Here is a 12,719-nt window from a genome sequence, read left to right as displayed (position 1 = left end):
ATTACTTTGTTGTTGGCCTTGTATAGATTACCATTGGCACATTTACTTTTCTTTCGCCAATTAAAATTGGTTCTTTTGCTTCTTCTATTATAATATGATGTGTACTTGAAGTGGCTATCGAAAAATAGCCAACAATTTCACTCAGGCCATTTTCAATTCCATACTCATCGATTATTTCTTTTAAAGTAACCTGGGTTTTTTCTTCGAGCATTGCATCGATTCTTTGCAACAATTTCTTTCTGTCAATTGTAAACTGATCGAACAGTATTTTAAAATCCGCATCTTCTTCATCTGCGCTACCATCTGGAAATAATATACCGGTAATATCGTCTTTCTCTTCACCAGGTTCCCATCTGTCAAAAAGATTAATGTATGGTTCATCTTCAATAACTATAAAATCATCCTCCCTAATTTTTGTTTCGATAAGGGAATACGCCATCTGTCGTATATCACCAATCAATTCCATAGCCCTTCTTCTTTCCAAAAGATTTTTTTCAGAAAGTACCCGGCTTATTTTTTCACTTAGCTTCCGGTTAGAATCAATCACTTTTCGGCCAGACACATGCAGGAAACGTTTCAGGTGTTTTAAAAATCTATCATTATTATAATCAATATTGTGTTCATTTAAAAGTTGGTAAAGCCTTTCTGTAAGTTGTGTAAATTCCTGTTGCCTTCTTTCATCCATTAAAAACTCCCAAAATGCTTTGAAGCTTTTTCCTTGCGGTTTCTGGTCAATATCATCGAGAGCATCAAGGGCAAATACTAACAGTGTTCCTTTAGCTACATCCTTTTCCGTGTATTTCCGTTGAATATCTTTTCGTATTTGCTCAAAGTTTTGTTCTACTTCGCTAAAGTCGGCAAGCAGTTCCCTTGCCATTTTATTTAAATCGTAAAACTGTTCCTTTATTTCCGTTTCGTCAAATACCGATGGCTTCTTTCCTGATTTCAGCAGGTTTATTTCATCTTCAATGGCCCATTTTTTCTTTTGGAGTTCTTCTATTCTTGCTTCTGCATCTTCATTGGTTTGTTCAATCATTTTCTGAAGCTTGAAAAAAATATCCTTGAACCGGCTGTTGGTTCCAACATGCTCTCTGCGTTCGAGATCAGAAAGCCATTTCAAAGCTTTGATGGTATCAGGCGTTAACTCATGCAGATCTTCTCCTTCGTCATTGGGGTATTTTCTTAAAAAACCGCTATTGCTCCATTTATCGATATACTGAGCAGCTCTTACGGAAAAATCATCAAACAATGTCCCTGCCTCCAGTTCTTCATCTCTTTCTTCATACGACAGTTCTTCCATGTAGCCTTCCAGTTTACTTCGCAATTCGCTATTGGTAATAGTAGTTATGTTAGCATCAGAAAATACTTTTTGAAAAAAGGAAATAATAAACGCAGCATTTTTTGCCCGTAAAAGCAGTAAAGGTTTAGCTGTTTTAAACTGTAGAAGGATTTCCTCAAAGGTCATTCCTCAAAATAGCAAATTTTGATTAAAAGAATGAAATAGAATGGTTTAAAGGGGCTATATAAGCCCCTCATCAGCAAAGGAATAGTACCCTTCACTGGATATGATTATGTGGTCCAGCACATTAATATCGTGGTAGCTGGCCGCTTCTTTTATTTTAAGCGTTAATTCCTCGTCGGCACGGCTGGGTTTTAAGTTGCCGCTGGGATGGTTATGCGATAATACAATTGATACAGACAGAGACTTAATAGCGGCGGCTAATATCAATCGTGGATCGGCTACTGTGCCTGTAATACCACCGGATGAAGCATCGTAAACGCCGGTAACCCTGTTAGCCCTGTTCAGAAATATTACTTTAAACTCTTCCAGCATGTCAATTTTATTTTCATCCCAAACCTGCCGGAGTATGTTATAAATATCTTTTGAAGAATTTACTTTGGGTCGTTCGGAAGCTTTCACTTTTGTTTTATAAACCAATTCTACTTCTGCTACTCTTGTCCATTCCGGAAATTTCATTGCTAACTGTTCCATAACATTTCATTTTAAAGATTTAGAAATTAATTATGGAACCGCATCCGCCTTTTGGCGACCGAGGCAATGAAGCAACGGAATAAATAGTATCTGATATAATGCAGGAATAGTTTTCTTTATGCCGGAATTTCATTGCCGCCACGGAGACAAACGGCGAACTTTGTGAGGAATTAATGAAGAAAATAAAAATCTCAAAAAGATTGAAGGGGGTAATAAGTCAGGGCTATTTGTCGAAACAATTGCAGCCAATATAAAGGCAGCAATGAAATTTGAATAAGTATTTCTGCAGATTATAAACTGGTCGGGAAATTTCTTTTGTTGTTATTTTATTGAAGGTGTTGCATTGTAAAACACTTTTATATTTCCTGTTACTGTATGTTGTTTATGTTTATTTGTTATCCAATTCCATATTTTCAACGAACCATCCGTTCTGCATCTCATCCGGTAACGAATTATAAAAGCAGATGTCAGCGTCAACATACCAATGAAAATGATTGAAGCATTAATGCTTATTAAGTCTGCTATTATTCCTGTAAGTATTGCACCAATAGCATAACCTAGATCTCTCCACAAACGAAAGATGCCGATACTTTTTGCTCTGTCCTGCGGATTTGTATTTTCGGCTACTGTCGCAAGGAATGTTGGATATACCATTGCTGTACCCCATCCTAAAATGGAAGAGAGAATAATAAAATGGAACATAGTATTGGCCCAAACCAGAACAATCAAAGCAATGGCCTGTAAAAACATGCCTATGTAGAGCATATCTTTTTTGCAGAACTTATCAGCCATTCTCCCGGTAAACAATTGACCAATGCCCCAAACGGCGGGATATACTGCTGTAACAATTCCGATTTCACCAATAGTAAAACCTTTAGTTGCAAGCAGGATTGGGAAAATTCCCCATGCCATTCCATCATTCAGGTTATTGATTAAACCTGCCTGTGTTACTGAACCTAAGTTTTTGTCTTTCCATGTAGTATCCCAAAATATATTTTTCAACCGTGGGATGGTATTGCTGATTGTTTCTTTTGCTACATGATGCTTAGTATCTTTTATATAAAAGATACTTCCAGCTAATCCCAAAAAAACCAATCCAATGCCCAAGTAAAAAGGGTAAGGTCTTATGCCGTATTTGCTGGCTATCCAGCCGGTTAAAAATGCAACGATGGCAACAGCAATGTATCCGGCAAATTCATTTAAACCCATTGCAAAGCCTCTTTGCTTTTCACCAACAAGGTCAATTTTCATCACTACAGTACTTGACCAGGTTAAACCCTGGTTGATTCCTAAAAGTACATTGGCAGCAATTATCCAGTTCCAGTTGGGTGCAAACATCAGCATGAATGGAATGGGGATACTAATTATCCAACCTGCCACTAAAAGCTTTTTTCTGCCGAACTTGTTAGCTAATGCACCAGTGTAATAATTGGTAATCGCTTTTACAATACCAAATACAATGATAAATGAAAGAATCGCTGTTTTTGCTGCAATGGCAAATTCCTTTTCGGCAATTTGTGGCAGAATACTTCGTTCTAAACCAACCATACCACCTACAAAAGCATTTATGATGACAAGTAATGTAAATTGCTTCCAGTTTTCTTTTAACCCTAATTGTATTTTCATTTTTTCTGTTAAGAGATTGAACATCTGTTTGCACCGGCTTCTAAATCAATTGGGTTTATGTCGCCGAAATCGCCTGTGATATTCTTTTCTACAATAGACAGGTAATTATCTGGTGTTGGCGGAATACGTTGCAGAATGGTATTGACAAATTCTTCCTCTTTCAATTGAAGCATTCCCACAGTTTTTTTAATGTTACTGATTGTTGCTTGAATAGGTATGTTATCAAACTCTACAGGCTGGCTTGTATGCGCTGGCAATACAATTATATTATCACCCAATGCCAATAGTTTCTGTAAGGATTGATAAAGCATTTTTGATTTCTGCATTGCTTCATCATTATTTGCTTTCAAATCCGGTCTGCCAACTCCGTTTATAAAAAGTGTATCGCCTGTAAGCAATACTTTATCATTAATCAGGTAGCTTGTACTTTCTGTTGTATGGCCGGGTGTTTGAATGGCTTCAATACTGATATTGCCAATTTGAAAAACAGTTGTGCCAGATACCGGAATAAAATCAAAGTTTACTTTGTTAGGTGCAGGAAGATGTAATGTTGCCTTATTGTCTTCAGCCAATTGTTTTGACCTTGAGAGGTGATCGGCATGAATATGAGTCTCAATTACATGCTTCAACGTAAGATTTTCCTTTACCAAAAATTCCTGGTAAGCATCTACAGGAAGAGAAGCATCAATTATTATTGCTTCATTGTTGGATGCTACTAAATACGAAAGACAGCCTTTGCCTGTTCTTCTGAATTGTATTATTTCAAAATCAGGGAAGGATAGTTTTGCAGTATTCCATGCTAGGCTCCAGGCTTTCATACCTCCTTGCAATGAGTAAGCTTCAAAACCCTGTTCACTCAACAAGCGGGCAGCAATTAAACTTGTTTTACCTCCTGAACAAAAGGTTACTACGGGAACAGTCTTGTCAAGATGCAGACCTTGCAAAGCATCATTATTGTGTGCTTTTAATTTATCGTATGCATTAAAGTAAATACTGCCGGGGATGAACCATTCTGTTCTTTCCTGAAGAGGCCGGATGTCCAGTATATTTACAGGCTTTCCGGTTTCCAGCCAATCTCTTAATGTTGCTGTATCAATGGTTTTAATTGTTTCCATACAAGGTGGATTTGGGTTTTATTTTGGCACATTCGTCATTATTTCTTTTGCGCAAAAAGTGAAACACTTTTCACACCATAATCTTTTGAAGCACCTCGGGCTGATTTAGAAATGAAACCATAGGCATCATTATTTCTGACAATAAGCATTTCCATACCGGCATTCTCAATAGCATTCCGGTAATCATCCTGCTGTGCTGCGCCACCGATACAGGCAGCCCAAAGTGTAGAATTGCAAACAACATTTTCGGGGAGTTGTTTTTCTGTAACAATATCAGCTATAACCATCCGTCCTTCAGGCTTCAGTACCCGTGCCACTTCTGCAAACACTTTTTCTTTATCCGGGCAAAGATTAATAACACCATTGCTGATGACCACATCAAAAACTGCATCATTAAAAGGAAGTTTTTCAATGTAGGATTTGTGGAAGGAAACAGTTTCAAGTTTATATTCATTTCGAAGGCTTTCTGCTTTGTTCAATTGATCATCCGTCATATCAACACCTGAAACATGTCCGGAGCTACCTGCTTTTAATGCGGCAACAAAAACGTCCATCCCTGAGCCGCTTCCAAGGTCGAGTACATGTTCCCCTTCTTTGATATTTGCCATATCAAAATAATATCCTACACCGGCAAATGAATCAATGGCAGCAGCAGGTATACGATCCAGGTCATTTTTTTCATACCCCAATTTTTCAGCGAGTCCCCGCCCCATTTCAAAATGATATTCGCCTTTAGGATTAAGTGCAACATCGCTATACATCTTTTTTACTTTCTGCTCAAGCTCTGCAGCATCAACTTTTTTGGTGATAGTTGTTTCCATTTTTATTTATTTAACTGTTCAATAAAAAAAACTGAAAATAGTCTGCATAGAGCTCAAACATTTTCACCACATAAAGGTGAAAACTTAAAGCCAGTATTCCTTTAACATAAGATAAATAATTACCGGTGACCCCGGATCCGGCTGAGGCTTACCTGGGTAATACCGAGGTAAGAAGCAACATATTTGAGAGGAACTCTCATTAATACATTCGGGGCTTCATTGAGCAAGGCATTGTATCTTTCTTCTGCTGAATGAAACTGTATTCCTTCAATGCGGTTTACAGTTTCCACATAAGCTGCTTCAAATATTTTTCGAAACAGTCTTTCTATCTCAGGGTAGGTATCATACAATTTGAAAAGCTGTGTGGAATTGATGGCAATAATTTCTGCATCTTCCAGGATCTGTATCGCTTTGCGGCTTGGCTTGCCGGTAAATAAACTTTCCACTCTTGCAATAATACTGTTCTCGAAAAAGAAGCGTTCAGTAATATCAATACCATCTTTAAAATAATAGATGCGGGCTACTCCCTTTTTGATAAAATAAATTGTTTTGCAGGTGTGGCCAATTGGCTGCAAGTCTTTGTTTTTTTTAATGGCAACTATGCTGCTTATTTCTGCAATCGCTTTTTCTGCTTCTTTTGAAAGCGGGTTGAACTTCTTAAAATATTGAAAGAGAGCATCCATTCTTTAATTTAATCTATTTTTGTAACATCTATTACCAATGTATTCGCAAGTTATCAATTATATCAAACAACGGGTTGAAATCAGCCGGGAAGAGATTGAGGAAAGCCTCAAATACAGCGACTTTAAAAAGTATGCAAAGGGTGATTATATTTTGAGGGCCGGGGAGTACTGTCGGTTTATCGGGTTCTTAAATAAAGGATTTATTGTAACAACTTTTGTTGACGATACCGGTAATGAAAAGGCTTCTGAATTTAAACATGAAGGATGCTTTTTTACTTATACCGAAGGACTGACTAATAACCATCCTTCACACAAAAACTTTATTGCTATTGAAGATTGCGAAGCACTTGTATTAAATAAAGAACATCTGTCTTTCATTTTTAAAGCGAATCCAAAATTTGAAACCTTATTCAGCCTCATACTTGCTGAAGAATTAAGGCTTGTTCTGCTGAACGAACAAAACCGTAAAACGCAAAGCGTTGAAGAAAGATACCTTGCTCTTGAAAATACTTTCCCGCAGGCTTTGCAAAGAATACCTGTAAAATATATGGCAGGTTATCTTGGTATAGAATCCCAAAGCCTTAGCCGCTTACGGCGTAGGTTAGCAGGGAAATGAATATAACTCAGGTTAGTTTTCAGTCATCCTGCGATTGGCAGAAAACATTTTGGAATGATAAAAGAAGTTGAAAAATCATTTATAAATTTTAATTTGGTATTCTAAAATAAAACACGATGAATCCAAACAAAGCATTATGGGAAAAAGGAGACTTCACCCGAATTGCCGAAACTATGAGGGAAAGCGGCACCGAACTGGTAAGCAAACTTGGGATTACAAAAGATATTAACGTTTTAGATCTCGGTTGTGGTGATGGCACTACTGCAATTCCTGAAGCAAAATTGGGAGCTAATGTTTTAGGTGTTGATATAGCAAGTAATCTCGTTGAAGCAGGAAACAAGCGGGCAGAAACTGAAGGACTTACAAATTGTACTTTCCAAGAGGGTGATGCGACAGATTTACATGACCTGAAAGATCAGACTTTTGATCTTGTGGTAAGCATTTTTGGTGCAATGTTCGCACCAAAACCATTTGATGTAGCCAGCGAAATGGTTCGTGTTACCCGTCCGGGAGGAAGAATCATCATGGGGAATTGGATACCGGGAGACCCCACCCTGGTAGCGCAAATACTAAAGATAAGTTCTGCCTACACACCGCCACCACCGGAGGGTTTCATTAGCCCTATGTTATGGGGTGTAGAGAACAATGTCATAGAACGTTTTGGTAAAGCCGGCGTAGCAAAAGAAAACATATCATTCATTAAAGATACTTTTACATTTAAAGCCTCTTATCCACCGTCAGAACTTGTCAACAACTTCAAAACCTATTACGGCCCCACGATGAATGCTTTTGAAGCAGCTGAAAAAAATGGCAAATCGTTGGATCTTCAAAATGAACTAGAAGCTTTGTTTAATAGCCAAAACAAAAGCACGAACAAGAATACCACGTCTATACCTGCTACTTTCTTAAGGGTGACAGTTATGCGTTGAACATTTTAGTTACCGGAAAGACGGTCATAGTACATATATTTTTTGATCGGTCATTTCCCATCTGAAGGTTAACAGGGAAATGAAAGTAACCCAGGTTAGTTTTTATGACTTTTACGGTTTATAGTTTTGAGTATTAAAATTCAGAATTATGAGCCTTGACAAGTTTGTGTATTTACTACTTGATAATGCGGTGAAATATTTTTTCATCTCACTGCCTTTCTTCCTTGTGTATTATGTTTTTTTCAGAAAAAAACTTTCTTATAAAAAGATACAGGAAAAATTTCCAAAGCTGAAAGACTATGCCCGTGAATTAGGCTTTTCAACTCTTTCTGTAATTATCTTTTCTGTTCCCCCGCTGCTCATGCTTTATAGTGATGCAATAAGACCACACACTACTTTTTATACGCATATTGATGAACATGGAACGGTTTATTTTATACTTGCATTTCCCTTAATGCTTTTAATGCACGACACCTATTTTTACTGGGCTCACCGTATTATGCACCATCCCTGGCTTTTTAAAATGGTGCATTTGGTACATCATAAATCTACCAATCCATCGCCGTGGGCGGCTTATGCTTTTCATCCGTTGGAGGCAGTTGTGGAGTCAATGATTTTTGTCATCTTCCTGTTTACTATTCCTGTTCATAGCATTCACCTGATGTGGTTTTTTGTTATCAGTCTTGTGTATAATGTATATGGACATTTGGGATTTGAAATATATCCGAAAGGATTTAATAAGCATTGGCTGGGTAAATGGATGAATACGTCTGTAAGCCATAACCAGCATCACCAGTTTTTTAAAGGCAATTACGGTTTGTACTTTACAATTTGGGACAGGTTGATGGGAACCCTGCGGCCTGATTACGATACAGCATTTGAAAACCTGAAACAAAGAGAAAAACCTTTGCCTGAAAGTTGCAAAATATGAAACAAAGAATAGCATCCCTTGCTGTAATTGCCTCACTGATTTGTTTTGCTGCTCAATCTCAAAACAAAGCAGATGATATAATTGGCATCTGGCTTACCGGTGGTAAAGAACCAGCGAAAATCCAGATATATAAATCAGGTGAAAAGTTTTATGGTAAAATTATCTGGCTCAAAAATTCTATTGAGAACGGGAAGCAAAGGGTTGATGCAAACAATCCGGATAAAGCGAAACGCAGTAATCCGATTATCGGGTTGCTGATGCTTACAGGGTTTAAGTTTGATGGTGATGATGAATGGAAGGGCGACGATATTTACGACCCTGAAAGCGGGAAGACATATAGCTCCTATATGTATTTAAAAGATAAGAACACACTTAAAGTAAGGGGTTATGTTGGCATATCCTTATTCGGAAGAACGGAAACATGGACCCGAACGAATTGATTATTTCTGACGTACCAGTTTCACTTTTGAATAAACAGCAAATTCTTTTCCCGGCTCTGCTATTTCAAATGTTTCCTCTATTTCATCATCGCTGAGTATGCGATAAGTTTCTTTTGCTCTGAACCCGGTAGGAATATTCTCTATTGATTCAGTTATAAAAACCAATGTCTTCCTATCCGGTGAAATGCTATCAAGTTTGAACTGGTTTACAAACCCTTCAATATGAAATTGCCGTAGCATAAAAGTCTTTCTGCCGTTATCATAACTGAAATAACCAATATCCTCATGCACTTCACCTTTGGGGTTATGTGCTGTTGGCTCATACGTTGACTTATTACGAATCTCAATAAATCGTTTGTTGAGAATATATTGATAGCTTCTTTCATATTTCCCTTTACCCGGTTCACCGCCACCTTCACCTTTCCAACTGCCGATGAAAGGCTTTAGCAAAAGCCAGAGACTGTCTCTTTTTGATAATTGAGCAAAAAAAATAGAGGGTGTTAGTAAGCATAAAATCAATAATGTTTTTCTCATAAAAAGAAGTTTAATCAGCATCAGCAAATAACGCAATCCCAAGTAAGAGTAAGCCAAAGGTTAATGCTCCGGAATTTGATGGCTCTCTTCTTAACATAGTTCGGGGTTTATTGTAATTGGCGGGATTTGAATAAACTGTCTTTACTTCGCTTTTAACATACACAGCAAACGGAACCTGAAGATTGCCGATTGAATAAACAATTTCGGGTTCTTGTTCATCGCCTGCCTGTTTAATCATTTTCCTGGCTTTCCATATTGACTGCTCGATGCTAATGGGTGCATATAAATCATTACACTGAATCTTCCTTGTACTTAATATGAGGTTTGTGGTGAATACTCCACCTTTCCCTTTTTTATCTTCCCATGAGGCAAACCCGCTTTTTGTAGCATGGATTATTTTCTTTCCAACCGGCGACTGCAAAATATAATTATCGAATGCCTCTCTTTCCGGGTAATAACCATCAAATGGCAACCATTCTTCCTCCTCCGGAATACCACTGATTGCGGGATATTCTTTTTCCCGGCAGGCGTCAATTACAATTAATTGCCGGGGGCTTTTATTCAGCAGAAAAAAGTCAGAAACATCCGCATCACTTAAGCATATTTTTCTTTCTCCGATAGTAGTTTCATAACCATGCCCGGCATAATAAACAAAAAGATAATCTGCGATTATATTTTCAATAATTGCAGCTAATTCTGCAATGCCTGGATTCCATAGCACTTGTATCTCGTTATCCTTCCATTTACCTCCTCTTGAAGAAAGCAAGTGATTGGTGATATTCGTAACATCTGTTGAGGCACTATACAAATAATCCACACCCTCAGTACCAGGGCTACCAATTATCAGGGCTTTCCTGACGGGTTCTATTTGATTAGTATAGCGCATTATCCAAATTTACCGATACAAGTTATCTTCACCAAACCCCAAGCTGCCCCGCCATTTTCTAAACTCTGCTGCAATGTTGCGGGGCAGCTTTTTTATAAGATCAAGGGGCATCTTGCAATGCCCCTTAATAACCGTCAATTGTAGATACCCACCATTTCACTCTTTACAAAGTCCTCACAAAGCTGAAAGGCTTTTTGTGTTCTTAGCTGTGCTGTGCCGCCGTATAACAATGATTTCATTTTGGCTTCGTCATCTTTGTAATTTCTTACATTCTGAAAATAACCGGTGATTGCATTATAAGCGCCAAACACTGTTCCCTTTGTTGTTTCATAATGTTGTGATGGGCTGCTCATGTTATACTCATACACATCATCGCACATATTTTTAAAACAAGTACTTAGTTCATCCAGTTCACCTTTTTCAATATTCTGCAATACTTCTTTATTTGGAACCATTGCCAATTGTATCAGTTTCTGTACTTCCTTATCGGTAATACGAACCTTTGCCCATTGATTAAAAATCCCTTCTAACTGTACAGAAAGCCGGTTAGATATTCCCATTACTTTGTGAGCTTCTTCTAATCGTTCTTTTGCATTGGCGGTATGACGGATCTTAATGGAATTATTACAGTTTTTCAAAGCAGCATTGAGGGTATTGTTACAAACAATTCTTGTGGGTGTAAACGCTGCCATGATGCTTCCAAAACCATCATGCGAAGTTGTAAGGAATAAATACTTTTCAATCATATCATCGTTGCCCACTTTGATATAGCCGGGAAGTTTAGCTGTTATAAAAATCTTTTCGCCTTTGCCTAATGCTCCGGCAGTTTCATATTGAATGCCGTCACCTTCTACAATAGCATCAAAGAAACTGAAAGCATTTGCATTTTGCACCACTTCATAATCCTTACCTAATCGGTCGCCCAATACTGCACCCGTATCAGGACGGTAAGTGTAGAATGAACTTTTAGAGATCACTTCTGTACCATCATCTAAACGGTGTGTATTGGGTCGTTTCAATACTTCAAAATCAAGCCCTGCAAATTGCAATGCTTCTTTACTGCTGGGATAGTCTTCCACAATTTGCCCTAAACCATGCCATGCTTTTTCTTTTACTGAAAAGAAGCTGTGTTTACCTGTTTGTTCATTGAAATTAATATTGTGTGCCATAGTTGTATTTTTTTTAAATGATTAATAAATGAAAGGCATCCCGCCTGCGGTGAGATGCCTTGTTGATTAGAATGGTAAATCGTCCACTACTTCTGCGGCTGGTGCGGTCGTCATTGACACTACTGGTGCAGGAGTAGCATTGCTACCATTTGAACGGCCATGCAGTTTAATAGTATTGACATGAAAAGTGAGGCTGGCCTTTACTTCGCCTTCTTTGGTTGTCCAGGCGTTTGCACCAATGCGGCCATAACACTCCACCAACGTGCCCTTGGTTAAATAAGCCGATACACCCGGATTAATCCAGTACGAACAGTTTACATAAGTCGTAAACTTTTGTACCTCCGTGCTTCCTTTTGCTTTGTAAGTGTCATTGATAGCAATGGAAAAGTTCACTACTTTTTTCCCTGCTTTTGTTTCGCTAACGGTTGCGTCTGCTGTAATTCTTCCGATGATTTCCATAACTGAAATTTTAAATGTTTAAAAAATGATTGTTTAATTGTGTTCTGATGATGAAAAAAAATTGTTTTGTAAAAGAAAAAATGGAAAAAAAGAAAGCCTTACAGTAAGGCGGCTGCAGGAAAAACAAAAAGGAAACGGAATAAATTAAATCTGAAGTAGTGTGGAATAGCGTTGTTTATGCCGTAGTCTTTTTGGCATTTAATAAATCATCAATGCAGCCGCATAACTTCGCTTTCGCTTTGCCCATTTTCTTACAAAACAGGTTATAACTGCTTGTTGTGTCTTTAAGAGAAGGGAAAAGAAATATCACTTGAAATTGCGCTGAGATTTGTTTGTCTGGAATTGTGTTTGCTGAAGAATGAAGCAATCTCAATTCCCAATAATGATTATCCGGTGCAGTTCTCCGGGCTTATTTGCCGCAGGCGAAAAAGAAATAAGACAGGTGTACTGCACCGGGTCTTTGATGATAGAAGAACAGAACGATGAACGGAGCGTCGCAACAGAAGATGACTAAAGA

Annotated in this window: 14 protein-coding genes; 4 read left to right on the top strand and 10 right to left on the bottom strand. The window is 38.0% G+C overall.

Translation table 11 applies throughout. From position 1 onward, the window contains the following. Position 1 precedes the first annotated feature (1 nt). The 6 genes from HY58_RS14275 to HY58_RS14250 form a co-directional block, all read right to left on the bottom strand. Complete coding sequence (locus tag HY58_RS14275; RefSeq protein WP_039133268.1) at positions 2-1,465, bottom strand: DUF3375 domain-containing protein; 1,464 nt, start codon at positions 1,463-1,465, stop codon at positions 2-4. A gap of 54 nt (positions 1,466-1,519) precedes the next feature. Then, complete coding sequence (locus HY58_RS14270) at positions 1,520-1,993, bottom strand: RadC family protein (protein ID WP_039133264.1); 474 nt, start codon at positions 1,991-1,993, stop codon at positions 1,520-1,522. A 321-nt stretch (positions 1,994-2,314) separates the two neighbouring features. Further along, positions 2,315-3,619, bottom strand: coding sequence for an MFS transporter (locus HY58_RS14265; protein WP_082022181.1), 1,305 nt, complete (start codon positions 3,617-3,619; stop codon positions 2,315-2,317). Positions 3,620-3,627: 8 nt separating this feature from the next. Continuing rightward, positions 3,628-4,734 (bottom strand): MBL fold metallo-hydrolase, encoded by a 1,107-nt coding sequence (locus tag HY58_RS14260; protein WP_039133262.1) that lies wholly within the window; start codon positions 4,732-4,734, stop codon positions 3,628-3,630. Between the two features lie 38 nt (positions 4,735-4,772). Then, positions 4,773-5,555, bottom strand: a complete 783-nt coding sequence (locus HY58_RS14255) for a methyltransferase domain-containing protein (RefSeq protein WP_039133260.1) — start codon at positions 5,553-5,555, stop codon at positions 4,773-4,775. Positions 5,556-5,674: 119 nt separating this feature from the next. Beyond that, a complete protein-coding gene (locus HY58_RS14250) occupies positions 5,675-6,238 on the bottom strand; it encodes a Crp/Fnr family transcriptional regulator (RefSeq protein ID WP_039133258.1) in 564 nt (187 codons plus the stop codon). Positions 6,239-6,275: 37 nt separating this feature from the next. Here HY58_RS14250 and HY58_RS14245 point away from each other — a divergent pair, with 37 nt between their 5' ends. From HY58_RS14245 to HY58_RS14230, 4 genes are all read left to right on the top strand, one after another. Beyond that, positions 6,276-6,854: a Crp/Fnr family transcriptional regulator gene (locus HY58_RS14245; RefSeq protein WP_039133256.1), complete on the top strand. Its 579-nt coding sequence runs from the start codon at positions 6,276-6,278 to the stop codon at positions 6,852-6,854. Positions 6,855-6,970: 116 nt separating this feature from the next. Continuing rightward, positions 6,971-7,783 carry a class I SAM-dependent methyltransferase gene (locus HY58_RS14240; protein WP_039133254.1) on the top strand — a complete coding sequence of 271 codons (813 nt, stop codon included), beginning with the start codon at positions 6,971-6,973 and terminating at the stop codon, positions 7,781-7,783. 148 nt (positions 7,784-7,931) lie between these two features. After that, entirely contained in the window at positions 7,932-8,714 is a 783-nt protein-coding gene (locus tag HY58_RS14235; protein ID WP_039133252.1) for a sterol desaturase family protein, read from the top strand. Next, positions 8,711-9,154 (top strand): DUF2147 domain-containing protein, encoded by a 444-nt coding sequence (locus tag HY58_RS14230; RefSeq protein ID WP_039133251.1) that lies wholly within the window; start codon positions 8,711-8,713, stop codon positions 9,152-9,154. The genes HY58_RS14235 and HY58_RS14230 overlap by 4 nt, the downstream gene beginning before the upstream one ends. On the opposite strand, the gene HY58_RS14225 is transcribed toward HY58_RS14230, so the two are convergent. The 4 genes from HY58_RS14225 to HY58_RS14210 all read right to left on the bottom strand — a co-directional run bounded on the left by HY58_RS14225 (position 9,155) and on the right by HY58_RS14210 (position 12,202). Then, positions 9,155-9,688 carry a heme-binding beta-barrel domain-containing protein gene (locus HY58_RS14225; protein WP_172644662.1) on the bottom strand — a complete coding sequence of 178 codons (534 nt, stop codon included), beginning with the start codon at positions 9,686-9,688 and terminating at the stop codon, positions 9,155-9,157. Positions 9,689-9,698: 10 nt separating this feature from the next. Beyond that, a complete protein-coding gene (locus HY58_RS14220) occupies positions 9,699-10,574 on the bottom strand; it encodes a caspase family protein (protein ID WP_039133248.1) in 876 nt (291 codons plus the stop codon). Between the two features lie 134 nt (positions 10,575-10,708). Then, on the bottom strand, positions 10,709-11,743 hold the full coding sequence (locus HY58_RS14215; protein ID WP_039133245.1) for a DUF932 domain-containing protein: 1,035 nt from the start codon (positions 11,741-11,743) through the stop codon (positions 10,709-10,711). A gap of 66 nt (positions 11,744-11,809) precedes the next feature. After that, entirely contained in the window at positions 11,810-12,202 is a 393-nt protein-coding gene (locus tag HY58_RS14210) for a single-stranded DNA-binding protein (protein ID WP_039133242.1), read from the bottom strand. Between the last annotated feature and the right edge of the window lie 517 nt (positions 12,203-12,719).

The sequence above is a fragment of the Flavihumibacter sp. ZG627 genome, from assembly GCF_000814325.1.
In the GTDB taxonomy this organism is placed as follows: Bacteria; Bacteroidota; Bacteroidia; order Chitinophagales; family Chitinophagaceae; genus Flavihumibacter.
This window is presented reverse-complemented; position numbering and strand designations above follow the sequence as displayed.